Here is a 22965-nt window from a genome sequence, read left to right as displayed (position 1 = left end):
AGATCCCCCAGGTCAGGCACGTGAATTCCATACCCGTCGACTAACGAGTCCACAGAGGACGAACCTCGGCCGGGTGCGGGCGCCAGCTGGTCGGTGGGTCGGGTGGCGTTGGCGGGGTGGTGACAGGAGGTTTCATGATCACTGTTTGGGAACGAAAGTGCTTGGATTTCAAGCATTTTTCGTTCCGAAACGGTGATCATGGCCCGCCAAACCACCCCTGGAAGATCAACTGGACCCAAACGCTCCCCCAGCCACCCTCCCAAAGCGACCGGGGAGGACCAGCACGGATCCCCGGCCCCTTCCCCAGCCTTCTTGAGACCCAGCCACAGCCCCACCGCCGCCCGCCAACGCGACCCGACCACCGCGGCGAGCCAGGCGAACACCCACGAGACTCGGATTCGGGACGCAGCGTTTACCCACGACATCCCCCGATCGGCCGAATCGCCGAAACGGATCAAGGCGCTAGGGTTGTCGGCCTTACTCGAGCTTGGGGACGTGGTGAACGAGGCCAACGGGACCAGACCCGGCTGGGCGCCGCGCGAACTGCTGCTGGCAGACGACTTCTTTCTCGCCGCGCACGACGACGTGACCGGTAAGGCGCGGCTCACCGAACGAGCCGCGGGGATCGGGCTGGCCGCATCGCTGCTCGGCGAGCTCATGCTGTTCCGCAAGATCACGATCCAGCGCGCGCACGTGGTCGTCATGGACCGCCGGCCGGTGCCGGACGCGCTGGTGCATCTGGTGCTCGAGGACGTGCTCGGCGAGCCCGAGCCGCGGCCGGTCCGGGACTGGCTGCGCTATCTCGGCCGCAACGCCTACGAACTGGTGGCCCAGCGCATGGTGCGCGAGGGCCTGGTGCGGCTGGCGGAGACCAGGCGGTTCCGCCGCTCGATCGTGTACCGGCCGGTCGACCTGAACGCGGCGGCCTGGCCGGTGGTCCGGCTCGCCCAGAAGCTGTCCCGGCGCGAGGCCATCGTGCTGCCGGACGTCGTGCTGGCCGGGCTGATCCGGGCCACCGGACTGGACAAGTACCTGAAAGCCGAGGCGGCCATCGACATCGCCGATTACCAGCGGCTGCTGATCAACAGCCTGCCCGGGCCGCTGCGCGTGCTCGTCGCCGAAACCGAGGCCGCCATCGGCGAAGCCGTTCTGCACCACCGGATGTAGAGCTTCCCCCGACAACCACCTGGAGTCCCCACATGTCCTATCCCCGAACCCAGAGCAATTTGTCCTTGGCGCTGGCCGAGGACCGCCTGGGCATTCCGTCCGTGCTGTTCTTCGTGATGAGCGCGGCCACGCCGCTGACCGTGGTGGCCGGCGTGGTCACCACCGGCTTCGCGGTCACCGGGCTGATCGGCATCCCGCTGGCCTTCATCATCATCGGCCTCGTGCTCGGGTTGTTCTCGGTCGGCTACGTGGCCATGGCCCGGCACGTGGTCAACGCCGGCGCGTTCTACGCCTACATCAGCCAGGGGCTCAGCAAACCGCTCGGGGTGGGCGGCTCGTGGGTGGCCCTGCTGGCGTACAACGCGCTGCAGGTCGGGCTGTACGGGCTGATCGGCGCGGCCACCCAGCCGTTGCTGCTGCAGTGGTTCGACCTCGACGTCAAGTGGTGGGTGATCGCGCTGGTCGCCTGGGCCATCGTGGCGGTGCTCGGGCTGCAGCAGGTGGACGTGAACAGCAAGGTGCTGGCCGTGCTGCTGGTCACCGAGGTCCTGGTCATCCTCGTGTTCAGCATCGCCGACCTGGGCAACCCGGCGGGCGGCACGATCACGTTCGACACGCTGGCGCCGGGGAACCTGTTCACCTCGGGCATCGGCGCGGTGCTGGCCCTGGCGGTGCTCGGCTTCGTCGGGTTCGAGTCCTCGGTGGTGTTCAGCGAGGAGGCCCGGGACCCGCGGCGCACCGTGCCCACCGCGACATACCTGTCGGTTGCGCTGATCGCCGGGCTCTACGCGCTCGGCTCGTGGGCGATGAGCGTGGCGGTCGGGCCGGACCAGATCGTGGCGCAGTCCGGCCAGCAGCAGAGCGAGCTGCCGTTCAACCTGGCCGCGCAGCACATCGGCACCTGGATCGCCGACGTCGGGCACGCGCTGCTGGTCACCAGCATCCTGGCCGCGATGATCTCCTTCCACAACACCACCGCGCGCTACATGTTCGCGCTCGGGCGGGAGCGGGTGCTGCCGCCGGCGCTGGGCCGGACCTCGCACCGGACCGGCTCGCCCGTGGTCGGCTCGATGATCCAGACCGCGGTCGGGCTCGCGGTGATCGTCATCTACGCGATCGGCGGCTGGAACCCGGTGGTGAACCTGTTCTACTGGGGCGGCACCGCCGGCGGGATGGGCGTGCTGCTGCTGATCCTGATCACGTCGGTGGCGGTGGGCGTGTTCTTCGCGCGCAACCCGTCCGGCGAGACCACCTGGCGGCGTGCGGTCGCACCGTGGCTGGCCACCGTGGCGCTGGCCATCGTGGTGTTCTTCGGCCTGCGCAACTTCGCCACGCTGCTCGGGGTTCCGGAGGACCACCCGCTGCGCTGGGGCGTGCCGATCGTGTACCTGATCACGGTGCTGCTCGGCATCATCTGGGGCCTGGTGCTGCGGTCCAGCCGGCCGGAGGTCTACGCCACCATCGGGCTCGGCGCGCGCAGCGTCACGGTGAGCGCGTCCGCCGACACCGAGGTGATCGCGCGGTGACCACCGCGTCCGAGGTCGTCCGCGCCGGGCCGGATCAGGCGGAGCGGGTGGCCGTGCTGATCGCCGAGGCGTTCCTGCCACTGCCGGTGGTCGCCTGGCTGCTGCCCGACCCGGCCGACCGGCTGGACCGGCTCACCGCGGACTTCCTGATCTTCGTCGAGCACGCGTTCACGCACGGGCACGTGGAGGTCACCGCGGACGTCACGGCGGCCGCGGTCTGGTTCCACGGCGCGGACTACCCGCCGCCGCCCGACTATGCGGCGCGGGTGGCGGCGGCGTGCGGGCCATGGCTGGACCGGTTCCAGGTCCTGGACGACCACTTCGAGGCGCACCACCCGCACGACCCGCACCACCACCTGGCTTTCCTTGCGGTGCAACCGGATTGCCAGAGTGCCGGGGTCGGATCGCTGCTGATGCGGCAACATCACCAGCGGCTCGACGGGGCCGGCACCCCGGCGTACCTGGAGGCCAGCAGCCCCCGGGCCCGCGATCTCTACCTGCGGCACGGATACCGGCTCATGGGCGAGCCGTTCTTCATGCCGGACGGCCCGCCCTTCTGGCGGATGTGGCGGGAACCTCAGGGGCCGGTGTAGAGCAGGCGGTTGGCCGTGTTCGCCGGCACATTGCAGAGAACTCCCTTGGTGGACCTGGTGATCAGCGCGCTGGCCACCTGAGCGGGCGTGGCGGCGGGGTTGGTGGCCAGGAACAGCGCCGCCCCGCCGACCACGTGCGGGGTCGACCAGGACGTGCCGCTGAGCGTGATCGTGGCGGTGTCCGAGGTGAACCAGTCGCTGGTGATGTTCGCGCCCGGTGCGTAGAGGTCGATCAGCGGGCCGAAGTTGGACGGCGGGAACACGCAGTCGTCGATCCGGGTGGCCGAGGTGGTGATCGCCTCGCGGACCCGGGCCGGCGAGAAGTTGCCGGCGTCGCTGGCCGAGGAGCCGGACGCGACCACGAACGTGACGCCGGCGGCGATCGCGGCGCGCACCGCGTCGTCCAGCGCCTGGTTCGCCTGGCCGCCGAGGCTCATGTTCACCACGGCCGGCTTGCGGGCGTTGCGGGCGACCCAGTTGACGCCGGCGATGACGTTGGCGATCGTGCCGGCGCCGGAGTTGTCCAGCACCCGGACCGGCACCAGGTGGATCCGTTTGGCCACGCCGAACTGGGCGCCGCCGATGATCCCGGCGACGAACGTGCCGTGCCCGTTGCCGTCGTCGGGATTGTTGTCGTTGTCGACGATGTCCACACCGCCGGAGACCCGCCCGGCGAGGTCCCGGTGCGTGGCGCGGATCCCGGTGTCGATCACGTAGGCGTTGACGTTGTCGGCGGTGTTGGCGAACCGGTAGAGCTGGTCGAGCGGGAGGTTGCGCTGGTCGATGCGGTCCAGGCCCCAGGACGGCGGGTTGGGCTGCTCGCCGAGCGCGCGCACCGGGGTGTCCGGCACGACGTAGGACACGGCCGGGTCCTTGGCCAGGCTCCTGACCTGGCTTTGGCTCAGCCGCGCGGAGAAGCCGGGTAACGCGGCGTCGTAGACGTGATCGGCGCGGGCACCGGCACGCTGGGCGAGCGCCTGGGCCTGCCCGGCCTGGCGCAGCACGACGACGTAACCCGACACGGGCTCGGCGGCGGCCGGCACGGGAGCGGACACCACGGCCGCCGCCAAAATTGTTGTGACACCGACAATTGCTGTGCGTTTGTCCATAAAATTCGTCTAGTCCGGTTCGTCAGGATGAGCAACGTTCACCATTTGCCATAACGGTTAAGGGTTGGCCAAGGACGGACGGGGAGAGCAGACTGCGATGACATGCGTGCACTTCGCCTGCTCTCATTGATCATTCCCGTCATCGCCGTCACCGCCTTCGTCCAACCCGCGGTCACCACCGCTGCACCGGTCCAGATCCCGGCAAGAGCAGCGGCCGAAAAGGCACATCTGGCGTTCCAGCAACGCATGGAGGCGAGGCGGGTGGCCCACGCCGCGGTGGCGACGAGCCCGCTCGCCGGTCAGGCCGCGGGCGGGTTCGACAAGATCACCAACGTTCAGCGGGCCAGCCGGGACACCCTGCCGGCCATCAACGGCGCCGAGCCGGACACCCAGACGGAACCGGACGTCGCCATCGACCCCAACAACCCCAACGTGATCGTCACGACGTTCCAGCAGGGCCGGTACCGCGACGGCGGATCCGTCGACCTCGGCTACGCGGTTTCGCAGGACGGCGGGCAGACCTGGGCGGCGGGCAACTATCCGCTGCTGACCATCGCCGTGGGCGGTCCGTTCGACCGGGCGTCCGACGCGGTGGTCACGTTCGGCGGTGACGGTGCGGTGTACCTGCAGACCATCGCGTTCAACGCGAACGACCCGCGCAGCGCCGTCACCGTGCAGCGCTCCGACGACGGCGGCCTCACCTTCGGCCCGCCGGTGCTGGTCGTGGATGACAACGACATCAACATCTTCCACGACAAGAACTGGCTCGTGGTGGACAACTCGGCAGCCAGCCCGCACCAGGGCCGGCTCTACTCGGTGTGGTCGAAGTTCGTCACCACCGGGGACGTCACGCACTCACCCGGCATCGTCAGCTTCTCCGACGACCGCGGCGAGCACTGGAGCCCGCAGATCCCGATCAGCGCGCCGGACGCCGACACCGAGGGCGTGCTGCCGATGGTGCAGCGCGACGGCTCGCTGACCGTCGTCTACGACCAGGTCATCGGCACCGCCGACGTCGAGAACTCGCAGACCTCCCGGGACGGCGGCCTGACCTGGTCCGCGCCGGTCACCGTCGGCGAGTTCCGCGGCTCCGGGGTGCCCGGCATGCGCACCGGCGGCCTGCCCGCAGCGGCGATCGACCCGTCCACCGACCGGATGTACGTCACCTGGCAGGACACCCGGTTCAACCCGGACGGCCTGAACAACATCGCGCTGTCGGTGTCCCGCGACGGCGGCCGCACCTGGAGCGCCCCTGCCCAGGTCGACCCGCGTGTCGCCGGGCTCGACCGGTTCACCCCCGACGTGGCCGCCGCGGCCGGCGCCGTCCACGTCACCTACCGCACCCGGGCACAGAACGGCACCGCGTCCACTGTGGACCAGAACTACATCGCCTCCGTCGACAATGGACGGACCTTCGGCTTCGAGCACACGGTCGGCCCGGCCAGCCCCGTCCAGTGGGCCGCCCTCGCCTCCGGCACGGCGATCTTCTACGGCGACTACATGGGCGTCGCCGCCACCCCCCGCTTCGCCGCCCTGGTCTGGAACGTCTCCGCCCGCCCACCCATCACCGGCCAGCAGTTCCACCAAACCACCTGGACCGCCATCGCCTCCCGGTAATCCGGGTGTGTTGGCCGCTGGCGTCGCTGTGTTGGCACCTGGCGTTGGCGTGTTGGCCGCTGGTGGGAATGCGGATGGTTTCTGGTTCCGCGCCGGTGGCCGCACGTCACCAGCTGCCCTCGTGATCGGCCAACACAGCGACGCAGCAGGCCAACACGCCGACGTGAGACGCCAACTTCGCAAGATCGCACGGATTGCCCTCGGGCTGTAGCCTGTAACTGTCCCTGCGACATGTCACTTACTTTTGCCAAGTCGGCCATGTGGTTTGCGGCCGCGGCCTGCAACCGGTCATGCGGCCCCACCAGTACGAAAGCAGGCCCTCTTCCGGCCAGGTCATGGCCAGATGTTGGTCTGCATAGTCGTGGGCTTTTCCGCATGCCCGCTCTGCGCGCGGATCACGTCGGCATATTTTGTGATCCATTCGGGTTGCACCCGAAAGCCCGTCATTTCCCCTCTCGGCGACAACGCCCGTAGCGTACCGTGCTCGGCCGAACACGGTGGGCAGGTTCGCCCGATTAGGAGAAGGTAGGGCTGGCCCCACCCCGGGTTTGGGGGCGTGCACCCGTGTGCCGGTCCCTCGGTGTCGCGACGATCGAAACACTTGGCGGACTGAGGGAAAGGGCTGGCGCGGTGGGCGGAAAACGAGTGCCGGGAACGGTGCGGGTGGCGCGGTGGAGTGCTACGCATCCGTGGCGGGCTATCGGGTTGTGGGTGGTGTTCGTCGCGGTGTGCTTTGCCGTGGGGGGCATGGCGGGGAACCGGCAGGTGAGCGAGGAGGACACCTGGGGCGGTGAGTCGGGGCAGGCGTCGGCGATCGTGAAGGACGGGAACTTCGGCGATCCAGCGCGGGAGAACGTGCTGATCACGGCGCCGTCGGGGCGACTCGACCAGGCGGCGGCCCGGACCGCGGCGGCGGAGGTGACGAACCGGATGCGGGGGCTTCCGGACGTGGCCGAGGTGGGCGCGCCGGTGGTGGCGAAGAGTGGGGAAGCGCTGCTGGTGCCGATCACCATGAGCGGGGACCGGGGCACCGCGAGCAAGCGGGTGACCCCGCTGCTGGACGCGACGGCGGCGGTTCAGAAAGCCCATCCGGAGTTGCGGGTCGAGGAGGTCGGCGGACCGTCGCTGGGCCAGGGGATCAACGAGCAGGTGGGTAACGACCTCGGCCGGGCGGAGCTGCTGAGCCTGCCGGTTACGCTGCTGATCCTGCTGATCGCGTTCGGGGCGATCATCGCGGCCGGGGTTCCGGTGCTGCTGGCGATGTGCGCGGTGGCCGCGGCGATCGGGCTCTCGGCGCTGGCCTCGCACGTGGTGCCGGCGATCGACTCGGTGAACAGCATCATCCTGCTGATGGGCATGGCGGTCGGGGTGGACTACTCGCTGTTCTACCTGAAGCGGGAACGGGAGGAACGCGAGCGGCTGGGCAACGGTAACCACGTGGCCGCCGTGGAGGCGGCGGCCGCCACCGCGGGGCGGACCGTGGTCGTCTCCGGCGTGGCCGTGATCGTCTCGATGGCCGGGCTCTACCTCGCCAACGACGCGATCTTCGCCTCGCTCGGCACCGGCTCGATCATCGTGGTGGCGGTGGCCATGCTCGGCTCGCTGACCGTGCTGCCCGCGCTGCTGGCCAAGCTCGGCCGGCGGGTGGACCGGCCGCGGGTGCCGCTGCTGTGGCGGCTGACGAATCGGCAGGGCCCGCCGCGGGTCTGGCCGGCGCTGCTGAAGCCGGCGCTGAAGTACCCGGCGGTGACGCTGCTGCTGTCCACCGCGGCGATGGTGGCGCTCGCCGTGCCGGCGTTGAACATCACGCTGCGCTCGGCCGGAACGGACACGTTGCCGCGCACCATTCCCGTGGTGTCCTCTTACGACAGGATGACGGGAGCGTTCCCCAGCAAGGGAACCAGCCACGTGGTCGCGGTGCGCGGGCCGGCGGAGCGCTCCGGCGAGGTGCGCGCGGCGCTGACCGCACTGGTGGACCGCACCACCGGCAACCCGCTGTTCGCCCAGGACACCCGGCCGGAGGTCCGGACGTCGAAGGACGGCCGGGTCAGCACGGTGGCGATCGGCACCCCGCACGAGGAGAACTCGGCGGAGGCCGCCCACTCGCTGCAGGTGATGCGGGACGAGCTGGTGCCGCTCACGATCGGCACGGTCGCCGGGGTCGAGCACGCAGTCGGCGGTGACGTCGCCACGAACCGCGACTTCCAGGACCACCAGTCGGACAAGCTGCCGCTGGTCGTCGGATTCGTGCTGCTGCTGACGTTCCTGGTGATGGCGTTCACGTTCCGCTCGCTCGCGGTGGCGTTGACCGCGCTGCTGCTGAACGCCCTGTCCGCGGGCGCCGCGTTCGGCGTGCTGAGCCTGGTGTTCCAGCACTCCTGGGCGGAGGGCCTGCTCAACTTCCACTCCAACGGCGCGATCATCGCGTGGATTCCGTTGTTTGTTTTCGTGGTGCTCGTCGGGTTGTCCATGGATTACCACGTGTTCGTGGTCAGCCGGATTCGCGAGGCGGCGCTGCGCGGGATGCCCACCAGGGACGCGGTCGAGTACGGCCTGACCCGTTCGGCCGGCGTGGTCACCAGCGCGGCGTTCGTGATGATGTCCGTGTTCGCCGTGTTCGCGTTCCTGGACATGGTGGAAATGAAGGAGATGGGCGTCGGGCTCGCCACCGCGGTGTTCCTCGACGCAATGATCATCCGGGTGCTGGTGCTGCCGTCGCTGATGTGCCTGCTGGGTAGGGCCAACTGGTGGCCGTCCCGGGCGGTGCGCCGGGCGCAGCAGGTTCCGCCGGCCAGCCCGAAGATCGAATGGGTGTCACCGCAACCGGTGAGGTGATTAGCGCGACCGAAGGCCACCCTGCCGCCTGGCGCAGGCAGGGTGGCCTTCACGGTGCCTTAACCAGACCCGGTCTTTACACCTAGGGGTGACCTACTAAAGTGGGGCAACATGCCTGCCGGTGACTCCGACGCCACTCCGCGTTTGCCCCATTTCGACACCGTTATCCGTGGATACAACCAGCGCCAGGTGAACGAGCGGGTTACCCGCTTGACCTACGACCTGCGCCATGCGGCGAAGGGCCGCGACGAGGCCGTCGCCAAAGTGGCCGAGTTGACCAAGGCCCTCGGCAGCGTGCAGCAGCAGCTCATGGAGTCGCGCGCACGCCTGGCCCGGATCAGCGCCAGCCCGAACAGCACCGAGGGCATGACCGAGCGCGTCCGGCTGATGATGCAGCTCGCCGAGGAGGAGATCGCCGAGTTCAAGGCGAAGGCCGACGAGTACAGCCGGACCACCCGCGGCGACGCCGACAACTACAGCAAGTCGACCCGCGCCAAGGCGGACGCGCACGCGTCGGCCACCCGCAGCGAGGCCGACCAGTACGCCACCGGCACCCGCACCGCCGCCGACGAGCACGCGGCCAAGGCCCGCGCCGAGGCCGACGGCTACGTGGTGGCCACCAAGTCCGCCGCCGACGAGTACGCCGCCGGGGTGCGCGAGCAGGCGCAGTCCTATGCGCGCGAGCTGAAGGACCGGCACGACGGCTTGCTGGCCGAGGCCGAGCAGCTACGCGGCCAGCTCGAGGCGGAGCACGCCCAGAGCCAGGCGGCGCTGCAGGCCGAGCAGGAGAAGTTGCGCACGGCCGCGCGGGCCGAGCACGGCCAACTCCTGGCCGAGGCCCGGGCCGAGGCGGAGCGTCAGGCGCGCGCCAACGACGAGCGCATCGCCGCGCTCGACGCCGAGGCCGCCGGACGCCGGGCCGAGTTGGACGCCGACGCCACCGGGGCCCGCGGCGTGCTCGACGCCCAGGCCGCCGAGCGCCGCGCCGTCCTCGAGCGCGAGACCGAGGCCGCGCTGACCGCGAAACGCGCCGAGCTCGAGGCCGAGCTCGAGACCCGGACCGCCGCAGCCAAGGAACGCGCCGCCCAGATCGCCTCCGACGCCGAGCGCAAGGCCGCCGCGGTCGAGGAGGCCCTGGCCGCCCGCCGCACCACGCTCGAGCGCGAGCTCGCCGAACGCGAAGCCACCGCCCAGAAGCAGGCCACGCGCATCCTCGAAGAGGCCAAGCAGCGCAGCGAAGCCAGCGACAAGTCCCTCGCCGACAAGCGCGCCAAGGTCGAAACCGAGCTGGCCGCCCAGCAAGCGGCCGCCCGCGAGCTCGCCGACGAGACCATCCAGGACGCCGAACGCCGCAGCGCCGCCGCCGACCAGGCCATCACCGAAAAGCGCGCCACGGTTGAAGCGGTCCTGGCCAAGCAGGAGGCCGCCGCGCGCGAGCAGGCCGCCATGCTGCTCGACGACGCCAAGCAGCGCAGCGAATCCAGCGACAAGGCGCTGGGCGAAAAGCGCGCCCGCATCGAACGCGAACTCGCCGAGGAGCAGGGCAACGCCAAGATCCGCGCCGCCAAGATCATCGAAGATGCTGAGCAGCGCCTGGCCGAAGCGACCGAACGCGTCCGCAAGGCCACCGACATCGAGCGCCACGTCTCCGAACAGGTCAACACCACCTTCCGCCTCCTCGAAGACGCCCGCACCCATTTCGCCCAGCAGGGCAAACTGGTCACCGCCGACGTCAAGACTTCCCTCACCACCAGCCAACCAAAGCCGGCCGAAGTCAAAGCCCCCACCAACGGCAAGTAGCCCTACCGCGAATGAATGCCTCATTCGGTGCGACAGACGCACCGAATGAGGCATTCATCGCGTCAGACCCCGTTTGACCGTCACCGGTCGTGGACCCGGTCGACGTCGTCCGCCGTCTGCCTGACCAACTCGACAATGAACGTCTGGGACCGGGTGTCCGCTGCGGCCGCCGCGGGGCATCCGGCGGTACCCTGACGATCTCGATGTCGGGGGACCGGTGAAGGACGAACGTGGATCTCGATTCCCTGTGGACGACGCTCGACGGCCGCCTGCTTCCCTTGTTTCGCGACTACCGGCGGAGGCTCCCCACCCTCAACGTGGTCGAGAAGGCGGATCGGACGCTGCTGTCGGAGGCCGATGTCGCGGTTCAGGACGTGATCGTCGAGTCCATCCTGAGCCTCTTCCCCGGGTCGGGTTTCGTCGCCGAGGAGGAAGACAGCCGGCTTCCCCGGCAGGGAAGTCCGACCTGGGTGATTGACCCCATCGACGGCACCGCCGAGTTCGTGAACCCGTCGAGCCCGGAGTTCTGCAGTGTTGTCTGCCGGCTGGACGACGGAACACCCACCGGTGCCTATGTGCTGGCACCCGAACTGGCCAGGGGCGAGTCGATCAGCATTCACTGGGCCACGCGGGTGACGGTCAACGGCTCTCGCGCGCTGCCTCCGCCGCAACGGGACATGCCGGTGCGAGTCTCGGTTACCCGAAGCAAGGGCTCACCCGCGCGCGCTTTCGAGCGCGAGCTTGCTCGCACCGGCTGCGAGATGAAGCTGCGCACCACCTCCCAAACACTCGATATGGTCCGCACGGCCATCGACCTCACGACCTGGACGGGGACACCCGGTGACCAGTTCGATGTCTTCTACCGACACCGCCAGAAGGTGTGGGACGGAGTGGCCGGCATCGGCCTGGCAGTGATGATGGGCCGTTCGGCGCAAAACGGTGATGGCGGAAACCCGATACCACTGACATCAGCGTTCCTGGCGCAGCCGGAACCGACCTTCGATGAAACGATCTCCGGTGACCCGGCCTGCGTCGCGTGGTTCTTGACGCTGTCGCGGACCGAGGAGAGCTTGGGTGAGTGATGTCAGCACTGAGTCGCACCGTGCTAGACGTGACGTCCTTCATCAGTGCCGAAGAGTTCGTGCTCACCCAGAACCGAGGCGAGGCACCGCTGGACCCCTTTGCCCGGCAATGCTACGCAGAAGTCGTTCAGTCACTGATCTTCTTCGACGAAGTCTTGGTACCTCACCCCACCCGACTTGATCCCCGGCCCGAAGACTACGGCCCTCAGCCGAGAATGCTCCAGTTTCTCTTCGAGCTCGGTATTGTCCGGCCCCTCACCTTCACGTCCACCGACGCGACGGTACTGGACAGCGCCGAACGTGCCCTGTTCGATACGCTCGAGTCGAAAGGCGCCGTCCTGCTCAGCAGCTACATCGACACGACTACCAGCTGCGATCGCGAACAGCAGTCAGCGGGCGCCACGCGGACAATGCTGGAAAAGATTGCCAGTTGGAGCAACTTTCAAGATGGCAAAGTTCGGCAAGCTACATTGGCGCGGTCACTACGTTACGAAGCCAGAGCACGAGTCAAGCAGATCGTCTATCAGGCTCATCCGGTACGCCGCGACTTCTGCATTACTTTTGACCTGGTCGACGGCGGAGCGTCGGACCAGGAGATTCTCGACGTCATACGGCAGATCAGAGGTATCCACCACCCGGCATCGGGACCGGCTGCGCCTGCTCGAACTGGAACCTCCGCTCCTCGGCGGACGGCTGTGGACCTCAAGAGAGCGGGGCCGCCATCAAGATGAGCGGTGGCTGCAACTGGCCTGCGGGCGGTTGAACGAGTACCGAGACCGAGCGACCAATTTACGGCGGGGCAATATCTCGGTGCATTCTTGAAGAGGACAAGATCCGCTTCAAACTGGACCTCGATCGCGTGCGTGAGCGGCTCCTGCACGACCTGGGGCTCAAGGCTGCCGAGCTGAACGAAACCGAGAAGGAGATCCTCGGCGACGTCGCCTCGGTGGGAGACACATCGATCGGGTTGCCTATTATGCGACCGCTTCTCCTGCGTGGTCTCATATTTACCAAGAAGCTCGCCATGACTCGGACTTCGTACCAGAAATTCGTGTACCGGGAATTCATCGGCGCTTGGCGAAAGGGCTTCGCCTGACGGGGAGCGATACGGAACCGTCAGGCTTTCTCGAGGTACTCGGCGCGGTCGTCGTCGACGAGGTCGGCGACCATGCGGGCGAGGCCAGGGAAGTACTCCAGCGAGGGGGCGTAGGCGACGAGGGCCTGCGCCTCCTCGCGGGCGCGGGCGATGAGGTCTTCGTCGCGCAGCAAGGAAAGCAGCTTCAGCGCGGAACGGCGGCCGGACTGGACGGCGCCGAGGATGTCGCCCTCGCGGCGCATCTCGAGGTCCAGCCGGGCCAGCTCGAAACCGTCCACTGTGGAGGCCACGGCGTCCAGGCGGGTACGGCTGGCGGTGCCGGCGGGCATCTCGGTGACCAGCAGACAGATACCCGGCGCGGAGCCCCGGCCGACCCGGCCGCGGAGCTGGTGCAGCTGGCTGACGCCGAACCGCTCGGCGTCCATGATGACCATGGCGGTGGCGTTGGGGACGTCCACGCCGACCTCGACCACGGTCGTGGCCACCAGCACGTCCAGCTCGCCGGCGGCGAACGCGCGCATCACGGCGTCCTTGTCGTCGGCGGGCAGCCGGCCGTGCAGCACCCCCACCCGCAGCTCGGACAGCGGACCCTCGGTCAGCATCGGCGCCACGTCGTTCACCGCCAGGGGCGGGCGGTTGCCGAAATCGTCCGAAGTGGACTCTTCGTCCTCGTCGCCGATCCGCGGGCACACCACGTAGGCCTGGTGACCGGCGGCGACCTCCTCGCGGATACGCTGCCAGGCCCGGTCCAGCCAGGCCGGCTTCTCCGCGGCCGGCACCACTGTGGTGCCGATCGGGGACCGCCCGGCCGGAAGCTCGCGCAGCGCCGAGGTCTCCAGGTCGCCGTACACCGTCATGGCCACGGTGCGCGGGATCGGGGTGGCCGTCATCACCAGGACGTGCGGGCTGACGTTCTCCCCCGCCCGGGCCCGCAGCGCGTCCCGCTGCTCCACCCCGAACCGGTGCTGCTCGTCCACGACTACCAGGCCGAGATCGGCGAACGAGACCCGGTCCTGGATCAGCGCGTGCGTGCCCACCACGATCCCGGCCGCCCCGCTCGCCGCGTCCAGCAGCGCCTGCTTCCGTTGGGCCGTCGACAAAGAACCGGTGAGCAGGGTGATCCTGGTGGCGTTCTCCGCGCCGCCGAGCTCGCCGCCCCGGCCCAACTCGCCCAGCAGCTCGCGCAGCGACCGGGCGTGCTGCGCGGCGAGCACCTCGGTCGGCGCCAGCAGCGCCGCCTGCCGCCCGGCGTCCACCACCTGCAGCATCGCCCGCAGCGCCACCACCGTCTTGCCGCTGCCGACCTCGCCCTGCAGCAGCCGGTTCATCGGGTGCTCCACCTCGAGGTCGGCCGCGACCGCCGCGCCCACCTCGACCTGGCCGGCGGTGAGCGTGAACGGCAGCCGCTCGTCGAACGCGGCCCGGATGCCCCCGTCGACCCGCCGGCAGACCGGCGCCGGCCGGGCACCGGCCGCCTTGCGCCGCAACGCGAGCGCGAGCTGGACGGCCATCGCCTCGTCCCACTTCAGCCGCTCCCGCGCCGCCTGGACCGCGGGCCAGTCCTTCGCGACGTGGATGGCCCGCAGCGACTCGCCGTAGTCGGCCAGGCTCAGCTTCGCCCGCAGCTCCATCGGCATCGCGTCCTCGACCTCGTCGAGCATGTCCAGCACCTGGCGGACGCACTTGGCGATCTGCCAGGTCTGCAGGCTCGCGGTGGCCGGGTAGACCGGGATCAGGCCGATGAACCCTTCGATGTCGGTGTCCTCGGTGTCCCCGTCGATCGGGTGGAACTCGGGGTTGGTGAGCTGCAGCTTCTTGTTGAAGATCGACACCTTGCCGGCGAACAGCGCGCTGCGCCCGACCCTGAGCGCGTTCGACAGGTGCCGGGGCCCGAAGAACGCGCACTCCAGCGTCCGGTGCCCGTCGGTGACCACGACCTTGGTGAGCCAGACCTTCTTGCGCTCCAGCCGGCGCTGGTCGGACCTCAGCACCCGGCCGAGGATCGTCACGTGCTCGCCCAGCTCGAGCCCGGCGATGTCGGTGAGCTGGCCGCGCTCGTCGTACCGCCGCGGGTAGTGCCGCAGCAGGTCGTGCACGGTGCGGATGTCGAACGCGGCCGCCAGCGCCTTGGCGGACTTGCCGCCGAGGATCGGCTCGAGTTGGTCGTTCAGGGAAACCATCGAGCCCGATTATCTCGCTAGGAGGCGACAGGCTCCCGGAGGGCGTCGTCCAGTTCGGCGAGCAGCCGGGCCTTGGGGCGGGCGCCGACGAAGGACCGGACCGGCTCGCCGCCCACGAACAGCAGCAGCGTGGGCAGTCCGCGGACACCGTACTTCTGCCCGATCAGCGGGTTCTCGTCGTAATCGATCTTCGCGATGGTCAGCGAGCCGGCGCGCTCGGCGGCGATCTCCGCGAGCACCGGGGCGATCATGCGACAGGGCGGGCACCACTCGGCCCAGAAGTCGACCAGCACGGGCGTGTCGCTCTCGAGCACCCGCTCGGCGAACGTCGCGTCGGTCACCGTGATCGGCGTGGACATGCTTCCTCCCTCTGGTGGCAGGCTCTCGTGACTGAGCGAAGCTTGCGGAGCGAACTATTCAACACTGGCTCGCCGCCGAGGGACGAGGCGGCGAGCTTCGCCGCGATCTCCGCGCGGACCTCGGACAGCCGTTCGAGGCAGGCGTCCACCTCGGCGAGCTTGCGGCGGTAGACCGCGACCGAGTCCGCGCACGCGTCGCCGGACTCGTTGCCCGCGCGCAGGCACTCCACGAACGGCCGGGTGTCCTCCAGGGCGAACCCGACCGCCTGCAGCGTCTGGATTTCCCGGACCAGCCGCAGGTGGGACTCGTCGTACTCGCGGTAGCCGTTCGACCGGCGCGGCGCGTGCAGCAGGCCCTGGGTCTCGTAGTACCGCAGCGCGCGGGTCGTCGTGCCGGCCGTGCGGGCCAGCTCCCCGATTCGCATACACCCGATGCTAAACATTGACCCATACGTCAACGCCAGCGTTTGTCGGTGCCCGGTGGCAGGCTGGCCGGCATGGCGAAGACACCCGTCCCGGAGGGCAACTACTCGCCGCTCTGGGCGACCGAGGAGCGCCCGAAGCCGCCCTTCGTCGGCACCGAGCGCGACCTGCTGATCGACTACCTCGAGTTCTACCGGAGGACCGTCGAGCTGAAGTGCGCCGGCGTGGCCAAGGAGAAGCTGTCCGAGCAGACCATGCCACCGTCCACGATGACCCTGCACGGTCTGGTCCGGCATCTGGCCGGAGTCGAACGGTGGTGGTTCCACCGCCAGTTCGCCGGCGAGGACGTCGACCTCCTCTACTACTCCGACGACGACCCCGACCAGGACTTCGGCGACCTGTCCGGCGACTTCGACGACGCGCTGGCCACCTGGCGGGCCCAGTGCGCCCACTCCCGCGAGATCGTCGCCCGCACCGGGTCCCTCGACGCCACCGGCATCCGCGAACGCACCGGCGAACCGGTCTCCCTCCGCCGCATCCTGCTCCTAATGATCACCGAATACGCCCGCCACAGCGGCCACGCCGACTTTCTCCGGGAGGGTATCGACGGCGCCACCGGCGAGTAATCCCGCATGCCGTAGGCTCGTGGCCGAGGAAATCGGAGCTCGGGGGGTGCCGTTTCGGTGAACGGCCAGCTGGTGACGATCGGAATCGTGTGCATCGTCGCAGCTCTCGTCGGCGGTGGCTTGAAGCTCGCCGGCTTCGAAATTCCCGGGATCACCTCGCGGACGGTTCAGATTCTGGTCGGGCTGGTCGGCGCGGGAGCCGTATACCTGGGAATCTACGGTGACTCGCTGGGAGGCAAGGCGACCGCCGGAGACGATCCGACGTCGCCCACCGCCACCACCGACAGCGGACCGTCCACCACTGCACAACCGGGCGGCGGCCCACCAGCTCCCGCGAAACCCTTGTGGCAAGAGACAATTCTACTGAGCAGCCGCGGAATCGACTTCGCCGCCGATCCACCCGAGCTGGGCACGGTCAACGACATCTCGGTCAACGTGGTCGCCTATTCCTCCAGCCACAACGTCGAAGCATCGCCCTTTACCGGGTCCCGGCTGGCCCGGTGGACGGGACCGGCCGAACCAACCGCCACCGACTGCGCCAACCTGCTCGCCACGCACGGAACCAAAGACGCGAAGTTCGACCGGCAGGACAAGTTCTGTCTCCAAACCGCACCGGGCGGCCGCATCGTGGCCATGACCTTTCTGAGCCAGCAGAACGATGCCTGGGAAATCAGCGCCACCGTGTGGCGATCACCCAACTAGTCGGCTACACGAACGCGATTCATGGCTACGCGAACGCGGGTCATGGCTACGCGAACGCGCGACACGGCTACCCGGATGCGCGACATGCCGGCACGATACGGGCACAGGCCCCGCGCTATTCGACGCCGAGGATGAGGACGGCGTCGGTTTGGCCGCCTCGGTAGACGGCGAGGTCGGCTTCGGGGTGTTCCTGGCGGAGGAAGTCCTCGAGCTCGCCGGCGAGGCCGTCGGGGGCGTCGGCGCCGAGGAGGGCGGTGACCAGCTCGCCGCCGATGCCGAGCATGCGGTCGATGACGGCGCGGGCGGCGAGGTCGAGGGCGTCGAGGGTGGCCGGGCCGGGTTCGATGACGGCCACCTCGCCGTCGGCGAAGCCGAGCACGTCGCCGGCCGCGCAGGGGCCGACCCAGGTGATCGCGTCCTCGGCGGCGATGGTGACCTCGCCGCGGCGGGTGGCGGCGGCGGCCTCGGCCATGCGCACCACGTCGTCGCCGGAGCGGCGGCGCGGGTCGTGGACGGCGACCGCGGCGAGGACCTGAACGGGTGAGGAGCATGGCACCACCACGACGTCCTGGCCGGCGGCGACGGCGCGGATCGCGGCCTCGTCGGCGACCGCGGTCAGGTCCCGGTCGGCAGGCAGCACGGTGACGTGTGCGGCGCCGGTGCCGGTGATCACTTCGAGCAGCTGGTAGGCGGTCCGGTCGTCGCCACCGGTCACCGTGAGCACGGCGACGCCCTCGCCGGCCAGCAGCTCGGCCAGCTCGGCGCTGCGCACCGGCGCGACCACGGCCCGGTCCCGGGTGAACCGGGAGGCCTCCGGCGAGGGCGCGTCGGCGAACCGGGCCACCCGGATCTGGTGCGGCCGCCCGGCCTCGACGCCGCGCTCGATCGCCGCGCCCACGTCGTTGCAGTGCACGTGCACGGTCCACAGCCCGGAGCCGTCGCCGGCCACCGACACGCAGTCGCCCAGCCCCACCAGCCGATCGCGCAGTACTGTCGCCGAGTTGGTACTTCCCTCCAGCAAGTACATGACCTCGTAGCTGTACTGGTCCGAACCGCCCTCCCGGCGCGCGACCAGCGAGCTGTCCGGCTCCGGTACCCGGGCGGGAACGGCGACAGCGGCCGGCGGCTCCGCGGAGGCCCGGACCGTGGCGGCGAGCGCGGCCGGCTCCCCGGAGATCACCGCGAGCAGCGCGTCCAGCAGGACGAGCACGCCCCGGCCACCGGCATCGACGACACCCGCCTCGGCCAGCACCGGAAGCTGCCACGGGGTCCGGTCCAGCGCCTCGGCCGCGGCCCTGGTCGCCGACTCCACCACGGCGTGCGGGGTGTCCGGGCCGGCGGACCCGGCGCCGGTCGCGGCCGCGTCCAGCACGCTGAGCATGGTGCCGGGCACCGGATCCGCGACCGCGGCGCCCGCGATCACCGCGCCGCGGGCGAGCGCCGCGCACAGGTCCGCCCCGGTGAGCACGGTGGCGTCGGCTGTCGACTCGGCCAGGCCGCGGAGGAACTGGGAGATGATCACCCCGGAGTTGCCGCGCGCGCCGGCCAGGGCACCTTTCGCCAGCGCAGTAAGTGTCGCGCCCGCAGTACCTTCCCCGGGAAAGTGCACGACGTGCTCGAGCGCCGACCGCAGCGTGTGCAGGAGGTTGGACCCGGTGTCGTTGTCCGCCACCGGGTAGACGTTGATCCGGTCGATCGCGTCCCGGTGCGCCTCGAGCGCCTGCACGCAGGCCGCGGCCCAGCGCCGCACCTCACCTGCGTCAAGAGCCTCGAGCACACCGGCAGGGTAGCCGGGGGCCGGTTTGGACCACCCGACGAGCGACGGTTACCCTGTACTGACTGCCCGATCTGGGACGGGCTTGCAGGCGCATGCCGTGGGGGCGCATGCAGTACAGAAGGAGTGTTGACGTGGCTGCCGTATGCGACGTCTGTGGCAAGAAGCCCGGCTTCGGCAAGTCGGTCTCGCACTCGCACCGGCGCACCAGCCGGCGGTGGAACCCGAACATCCAGACCGTGCACGCCAAGATCGGCATCTCCACCCGCAAGCGGATGAACGTGTGCACGTCCTGCATCAAGGCGGGCAAGGTCACCCGAGGTTAGAGCGGCTCACAGACAACGACCGGCGCCGGTGGCTCAACCGGCGCCGGTTCGCGTTGTCAGGCGTTCGCCCCGACGTTCCGGGCGTTCGCGCGGTAGTGGTTCGAGCTCTCGACGCCCCAGCTGATGATCCGCCGCGGGTGGATCCGGATGATCTCGCCGGAGAAACCCGGCATGGGTGGCTCCTGCCCGGTCAGCGCCTCCGCGCTGCCCCGGATCTCGACGCCTCGGACCTGCCACGGATCCACCGACACGATGTCGTCGACCACGAACGCCGCCCGGCCACCCGTCGCGATGTTCCGGAACTTCTTGCTGGCGCCCATGCCGTGCCCGCCGATGTCGATCGTGCCCAGCGTCGCGTTGTAGAAGAACCCGGTCGGGCTGACCTGAACCGTGCCGTCGGGGGCAACGGTCGCCAAGCGGCCGAGCCGCTGCGTACCCAGATAGTCGAGCTCAGCTTGAGTGAAGGACATGCCCCCATGGTGCGACCTCAAGTTAGGAAGAGGTCAAGGCAGCTTCCAGTCGAGCGGCTCGGCGCCCTGCTGCTCGAGCAGCGCGTTGGCCCGGCTGAACGGTTTGGAGCCGAAGAACCCGTTGCGCGCGGACAGCGGGCTGGGGTGCGCCGACTCGATGCACGGCACGACCCCGAGCAGCGGCTTGAGATTGCGGGCGTTGCGACCCCAGAGGATGGCCACCAGCGGGCCGCCCCGGTGGGCCAGCGCGCGGATGGCCTGCTCGGTGACCTCCTCCCAGCCTTTGCCCTGGTGCGAGTTCGCCTTGTGCGGCTCCACCGTCAGCGCCCGGTTGAGCAGCAGCACGCCGCGCTCGGCCCAGGGCGAGAGGTCGCCGGTGGACGGCGTCGGGTAGCCGAGGTCGTCGTGCAGCTCGGTGAAGATGTTCACCAGGCTCGGCGGCAGCGGCTTCACGTCCGGCGCCACCGAGAAGCACAGCCCGATCGGATGCCCGGGCGTCGGGTACGGGTCCTGCCCGACGATCAGCACCCGGACGTCGGCGAGCGGCTGCTTGAACGCGCGGAGCACGTTCTCCCCGGCCGGTAGGTAGCGCCTCCCGGCGGCGACCTCCGCCCGGAGGAACTCCCCCATCGCGGCGATTCGGTCGGCGGCGGGAGCGAGCGCCTCCGCCCAGCCGGTCTCGACGATCTCGGACAGCGGTCGTGGTGCCACGGGCCGAAACCCTATCGAATGGTTACCCGAGGTCCTTTCCGAGGTGGACGCTCAACGGCCAACCTGCGTAATAGCCGAATTCGGGCACGTCGGTGTAGCCGGCGGACCGGTACAGCGCGATCGCCTCGGGCTGGCCGCGGCCGGTCTCCAGGATGACCCGGTGGTGGCCGGTGCGCTTGGCGGTGAGCTCCAGCTCGGCCAGCAGGGCCCGGGCCAAGCCCCGTCCCCGGAGCGACGCGCGCACGTACATTCGTTTCAGCTCAACGGTTCCGTCCTCGTGCGCGCGCCACCCGCCGCAGCTCACCGGCTGCCCGTCCAGGTAGCCCACCAGGAACAACCCCAGCGGCGGCGCGAACTCGGCCGGATCAACCGGCGTGTCGTCCGGCCCGCCGTACCGGACCACGTACTCCTGCTGCACCTCTTTGGTCATCACCGCCGCGTCGGGGTGGTCATAGGCCACTACACGAATGTCCACACGAGCCATTTAACGTGAAGTGTCATCTCCAGTGCTGCCAGCCGGCGGGACCTTCGTACGGTTTGCCGTCCACGGTGACCGCGCGGCCGCGGGTGACCGTGCCGATCGTGGTCCAGCCCTCGGGGATCCCGTGCGGGTCGGGGAACGTCGCGGCCAGGGCGTGGTCCTCGCCGCCGGTCAGCACCCAGTGCCGCGGGTCGGCGCCGAGCGCGGACGAGACGTCGACCAGCCGCTGCGGCACCTCGATCAGGTTGGTCTGCACGTCGATGGCCACGTTCGAGGCCTCCGCGACGTGGTCGAGGTCGGCCAGCAGCCCGTCCGAGACGTCGATCATCGCGGTGGCCCCGGCCAGCGCCGCCTGCGGACCGGCGGCGTACGGCGGCTCCGGCACCCGGTGCGCGTTGACCACGCCGACCGGTGAGCGGAAACCCCGGCCCAGCACGGCGAGCCCGGCCGCCGCCCAGCCGAGCCGGCCGCACACGGCGAGGATGTCGCCGGGCAGCGCCCCGCCCCGCGTCACCGGCGCCCGGCCCTCGAGGTCCCCCAGCGCGCTGACCGATACGACCATGACGTCGCCGCTTCCTGTGCTCGTCATGTCACCCCCGACCACGCCGACGCCCGCCCTCGTCGCCTCGGCCCAGAGCCCGGCGGCCAGCTGGTCGATCACGCCGGCCGGCGTCTTCGGCGGGCAGGCGAGCCCGACCAGCACACCGGTCGGCACCGCACCCATGGCCGCGACGTCGGCCAGGTTCACCGCGACGGCCTTGCGTCCGACCTGCTCCGGGCTGGACCAGTCCAGCCGGAAGTGCACCCCCTCCACCAGCACGTCCGTGCTGGCCACGACCCGGCCGTCGGGTGCGGCGACCACGGCCGCGTCGTCGCCCGGCCCCAGCAGCGTCCCGGCCGGCTGCCTGCGGCTCTCGGTCACCCGGCGGATCAGGCCGAACTCGCCTAAGTCGGCGACCGTCATGCCTTTGCCGGGAGGTTCCGCCCGCATAATGCCTCCCTGCTCGAAAAGTCGGATCGCCGAACGATGGTCAACTGCGGTACGTTGCCCAACACGTTCCTACCTCCTGGGCACAGTCAGACACGAAGGGGCGCGCCGTGGTCCATGCATACATCCTGATTCAGACGGAGGTCGGCAAGGCAGCGGTGGTTGCCGAGAAGATCGCCGAGATCGCCGGTGTCACGACCGCGGAGGATGTCACCGGGCCTTACGACGTGATCGTGCGTGCCGAGGCGGACAACGTGGATCTGCTCGGCCAGCTCGTGGTCGCCCGCATCCAGAGCGTGGACGGTATCACCCGCACCCTGACCTGCCCCGTGGTGCACATCTGACCCTGTGTTCTCCTTGACCGCGTGCCCCTCTCCCGTGCCGCCCTGGGAATCGCGGTCGCCCTCGCCGCCCTGCTGCTCATCGGCGTGGTCGTGCTCGCCCAGGTGCTCGGCTCCGGGACGGACGCGCACCCGGCACCCTCGTCGACCCCGGCCGCGCCGCGCACCGGCCCGGTGCCACTGGTTCCGGTGGACGCCCCGGACGCCGGTTCCGCCGCCTGCGGGTCCTTGCTGAGCGCCCTGCCGGACGCGCTGACCAGCGGCGCGACCACGCTGCACCGGCTGCCGCTCGCGGCACCCGCGCCGCCGGCGACCGCGGCCTGGGGCGACGGCGGCGACCCGGTGGTGCTGCGCTGCGGGCTCAACCGGCCGCCGGAGCTGACCCCGACCGCCCAGCTCCGGCTGATCTCCGGGGTCAACTGGCTCCCCATCGAGGGCGACCGGTCGACCACGTGGTACCTGGTCCAGCGCAGTGTCTACGTCGCGCTCACCGTGCCGGTGGGCACCGGAACCGGTGTGTTGCAAGGGGTTTCGGAGGTTGCCGGGCGGGTGGTCGGGGTGCGATAAATGACCCATTCACTGCACCTGACGCAGTGAATGGGTCATTCACCGCAGTCCGGTGCCCCGGGCGATCGCGGTGTCGATCAGCGTGGCCAGCAGCGTCGGGTAGTCGACGCCGGTGACCTCCCACATCTTCGGGTAGGCCGAGGTCGGGGTGAACCCGGGCATCGTGTTCAACTCGTTGATCGTGAGCGTGCC

Annotated in this window: 23 protein-coding genes and 1 pseudogene; 14 read left to right on the top strand and 10 right to left on the bottom strand. The window is 69.8% G+C overall.

From position 1 onward, the window contains the following. Nucleotides 1–468: 468 nt before the first annotated feature. Genes VGR06_RS21030 through VGR06_RS21020 form a run of 3 tightly spaced genes read left to right on the top strand, consistent with a single transcriptional unit; the run spans nt 469 to nt 3286 of the window. Entirely contained in the window at nt 469–1167 is a 699-nt protein-coding gene (locus VGR06_RS21030; RefSeq protein WP_327560828.1) for a GOLPH3/VPS74 family protein, read from the top strand. A 32-nt stretch (nt 1168–1199) separates the two neighbouring features. After that, complete coding sequence (locus VGR06_RS21025) at nt 1200–2693, top strand: APC family permease (protein WP_327560827.1); 1494 nt, start codon at nt 1200–1202, stop codon at nt 2691–2693. Beyond that, nucleotides 2690–3286, top strand: a complete 597-nt coding sequence (locus tag VGR06_RS21020) for a GNAT family N-acetyltransferase (RefSeq protein WP_327560826.1) — start codon at nt 2690–2692, stop codon at nt 3284–3286. The genes VGR06_RS21025 and VGR06_RS21020 overlap by 4 nt, the downstream gene beginning before the upstream one ends. Here the strand turns inward: VGR06_RS21020 and VGR06_RS21015 are convergent. Next, the gene (locus VGR06_RS21015; protein WP_327560825.1) at nt 3271–4341 is read right to left on the bottom strand and encodes a S8 family peptidase; all 1071 of its coding nucleotides are present in this window, start codon (nt 4339–4341) and stop codon (nt 3271–3273) included. The two genes, VGR06_RS21020 and VGR06_RS21015, sit on opposite strands and share 16 nt — an antisense overlap. A gap of 156 nt (nt 4342–4497) precedes the next feature. On the opposite strand from VGR06_RS21015, the gene VGR06_RS21010 reads away from it, so the two are divergent. The 6 genes from VGR06_RS21010 to VGR06_RS20985 all read left to right on the top strand — a co-directional run bounded on the left by VGR06_RS21010 (nt 4498) and on the right by VGR06_RS20985 (nt 12825). Beyond that, nucleotides 4498–6012 carry a sialidase family protein gene (locus tag VGR06_RS21010; protein WP_327560824.1) on the top strand — a complete coding sequence of 505 codons (1515 nt, stop codon included), beginning with the start codon at nt 4498–4500 and terminating at the stop codon, nt 6010–6012. 747 nt (nt 6013–6759) lie between these two features. Further along, nucleotides 6760–8847, top strand: a complete 2088-nt coding sequence (locus VGR06_RS21005) for an MMPL family transporter (protein ID WP_327560823.1) — start codon at nt 6760–6762, stop codon at nt 8845–8847. 189 nt (nt 8848–9036) lie between these two features. Beyond that, nucleotides 9037–10647: a hypothetical protein gene (locus tag VGR06_RS21000; RefSeq protein WP_327560822.1), complete on the top strand. Its 1611-nt coding sequence runs from the start codon at nt 9037–9039 to the stop codon at nt 10645–10647. A 230-nt stretch (nt 10648–10877) separates the two neighbouring features. Continuing rightward, complete coding sequence (locus VGR06_RS20995) at nt 10878–11729, top strand: inositol monophosphatase family protein (RefSeq protein WP_327560821.1); 852 nt, start codon at nt 10878–10880, stop codon at nt 11727–11729. Between the two features lie 29 nt (nt 11730–11758). Further along, the gene (locus VGR06_RS20990) at nt 11759–12460 is read left to right on the top strand and encodes a hypothetical protein (protein WP_327560820.1); all 702 of its coding nucleotides are present in this window, start codon (nt 11759–11761) and stop codon (nt 12458–12460) included. A 128-nt stretch (nt 12461–12588) separates the two neighbouring features. Beyond that, nucleotides 12589–12825, top strand: coding sequence for a hypothetical protein (locus VGR06_RS20985; protein ID WP_327560819.1), 237 nt, complete (start codon nt 12589–12591; stop codon nt 12823–12825). Nucleotides 12826–12845: 20 nt separating this feature from the next. Here the strand turns inward: VGR06_RS20985 and recG are convergent, their stop codons facing one another. Genes recG through VGR06_RS20970 form a run of 3 tightly spaced genes read right to left on the bottom strand, consistent with a single transcriptional unit; the run spans nt 12846 to nt 15789 of the window. Beyond that, the gene (gene recG, locus VGR06_RS20980) at nt 12846–15005 is read right to left on the bottom strand and encodes an ATP-dependent DNA helicase RecG (RefSeq protein ID WP_327560818.1); all 2160 of its coding nucleotides are present in this window, start codon (nt 15003–15005) and stop codon (nt 12846–12848) included. A gap of 17 nt (nt 15006–15022) precedes the next feature. Further along, nucleotides 15023–15364 carry a thioredoxin gene (trxA, locus tag VGR06_RS20975; RefSeq protein ID WP_327560817.1) on the bottom strand — a complete coding sequence of 114 codons (342 nt, stop codon included), beginning with the start codon at nt 15362–15364 and terminating at the stop codon, nt 15023–15025. Further along, on the bottom strand, nt 15343–15789 hold the full coding sequence (locus VGR06_RS20970) for a MerR family transcriptional regulator (protein WP_327560816.1): 447 nt from the start codon (nt 15787–15789) through the stop codon (nt 15343–15345). Before VGR06_RS20970 ends, trxA begins: the two co-directional genes overlap by 22 nt. Before the next feature lie 72 nt (nt 15790–15861). On the opposite strand from VGR06_RS20970, the gene VGR06_RS20965 reads away from it, so the two are divergent. Together VGR06_RS20965 and VGR06_RS20960 are read left to right on the top strand one after the other, a co-directional pair. Next, the gene (locus VGR06_RS20965; RefSeq protein ID WP_327560848.1) at nt 15862–16413 is read left to right on the top strand and encodes a DinB family protein; all 552 of its coding nucleotides are present in this window, start codon (nt 15862–15864) and stop codon (nt 16411–16413) included. A gap of 57 nt (nt 16414–16470) precedes the next feature. Then, nucleotides 16471–17115, top strand: a complete 645-nt coding sequence (locus VGR06_RS20960; protein WP_327560815.1) for a hypothetical protein — start codon at nt 16471–16473, stop codon at nt 17113–17115. Nucleotides 17116–17230: 115 nt separating this feature from the next. On the opposite strand, the gene VGR06_RS20955 is transcribed toward VGR06_RS20960, so the two are convergent. Beyond that, nucleotides 17231–18892, bottom strand: coding sequence for a DAK2 domain-containing protein (locus VGR06_RS20955; protein ID WP_327560814.1), 1662 nt, complete (start codon nt 18890–18892; stop codon nt 17231–17233). Nucleotides 18893–19023: 131 nt separating this feature from the next. Here VGR06_RS20955 and rpmB point away from each other — a divergent pair, with 131 nt between their 5' ends. Next, complete coding sequence (rpmB, locus tag VGR06_RS20950; protein WP_327560813.1) at nt 19024–19215, top strand: 50S ribosomal protein L28; 192 nt, start codon at nt 19024–19026, stop codon at nt 19213–19215. Nucleotides 19216–19271: 56 nt separating this feature from the next. Here the strand turns inward: rpmB and VGR06_RS20945 are convergent, their stop codons facing one another. From VGR06_RS20945 to VGR06_RS20930, 4 genes are read right to left on the bottom strand one after another with little or no spacing between them, the layout of a single operon-like run. Beyond that, complete coding sequence (locus VGR06_RS20945; protein ID WP_327560812.1) at nt 19272–19685, bottom strand: PPOX class F420-dependent oxidoreductase; 414 nt, start codon at nt 19683–19685, stop codon at nt 19272–19274. A gap of 33 nt (nt 19686–19718) precedes the next feature. Continuing rightward, entirely contained in the window at nt 19719–20396 is a 678-nt protein-coding gene (locus VGR06_RS20940) for a uracil-DNA glycosylase (protein ID WP_327560811.1), read from the bottom strand. 22 nt (nt 20397–20418) lie between these two features. After that, the gene (locus tag VGR06_RS20935; RefSeq protein ID WP_327560810.1) at nt 20419–20871 is read right to left on the bottom strand and encodes a GNAT family N-acetyltransferase; all 453 of its coding nucleotides are present in this window, start codon (nt 20869–20871) and stop codon (nt 20419–20421) included. A gap of 22 nt (nt 20872–20893) precedes the next feature. Further along, entirely contained in the window at nt 20894–21868 is a 975-nt protein-coding gene (locus VGR06_RS20930) for a thiamine-phosphate kinase (protein WP_327560809.1), read from the bottom strand. A 107-nt stretch (nt 21869–21975) separates the two neighbouring features. On the opposite strand from VGR06_RS20930, the gene VGR06_RS20925 reads away from it, so the two are divergent. Both VGR06_RS20925 and VGR06_RS20920 read left to right on the top strand, forming a co-directional pair. Further along, entirely contained in the window at nt 21976–22209 is a 234-nt protein-coding gene (locus VGR06_RS20925) for an Lrp/AsnC ligand binding domain-containing protein (protein WP_327560808.1), read from the top strand. A gap of 21 nt (nt 22210–22230) precedes the next feature. Further along, nucleotides 22231–22773: a DUF3515 domain-containing protein gene (locus tag VGR06_RS20920; protein ID WP_327560807.1), complete on the top strand. Its 543-nt coding sequence runs from the start codon at nt 22231–22233 to the stop codon at nt 22771–22773. Nucleotides 22774–22812: 39 nt separating this feature from the next. On the opposite strand, the pseudogene VGR06_RS20915 reads toward VGR06_RS20920, so the two are convergent. Continuing rightward, nucleotides 22813–22965: pseudogene (locus VGR06_RS20915) on the bottom strand (D-alanine--D-alanine ligase A); the annotation flags it as partial.

Source organism: Actinophytocola sp., from assembly GCF_036002505.1.
In the GTDB taxonomy this organism is placed as follows: domain Bacteria; phylum Actinomycetota; class Actinomycetes; order Mycobacteriales; family Pseudonocardiaceae; genus DASYTH01.
The sequence above is the reverse complement of the archived record's forward strand: the minus strand, read 5'-3'. Positions and strand labels throughout refer to the sequence as shown.

Coding starts and splice junctions, on each gene's coding strand:
- VGR06_RS21025 (WP_327560827.1), top strand. CDS start 1,200: ATGTCCTATCCCCGAACCCAGAGCAATTTGTCCTTGGCGCTGGCCGAG.
- VGR06_RS21010 (WP_327560824.1), top strand. CDS start 4,498: ATGCGTGCACTTCGCCTGCTCTCATTGATCATTCCCGTCATCGCCGTC.
- VGR06_RS21005 (WP_327560823.1), top strand. CDS start 6,760: ATGGCGGGGAACCGGCAGGTGAGCGAGGAGGACACCTGGGGCGGTGAG.
- recG (WP_327560818.1), bottom strand. CDS start 15,005: ATGGTTTCCCTGAACGACCAACTCGAGCCGATCCTCGGCGGCAAGTCC.
- trxA (WP_327560817.1), bottom strand. CDS start 15,364: ATGTCCACGCCGATCACGGTGACCGACGCGACGTTCGCCGAGCGGGTG.
- VGR06_RS20970 (WP_327560816.1), bottom strand. CDS start 15,789: ATGCGAATCGGGGAGCTGGCCCGCACGGCCGGCACGACGACCCGCGCG.
- VGR06_RS20965 (WP_327560848.1), top strand. CDS start 15,862: ATGGCGAAGACACCCGTCCCGGAGGGCAACTACTCGCCGCTCTGGGCG.
- VGR06_RS20945 (WP_327560812.1), bottom strand. CDS start 19,685: ATGTCCTTCACTCAAGCTGAGCTCGACTATCTGGGTACGCAGCGGCTC.
- VGR06_RS20930 (WP_327560809.1), bottom strand. CDS start 21,868: ATGCGGGCGGAACCTCCCGGCAAAGGCATGACGGTCGCCGACTTAGGC.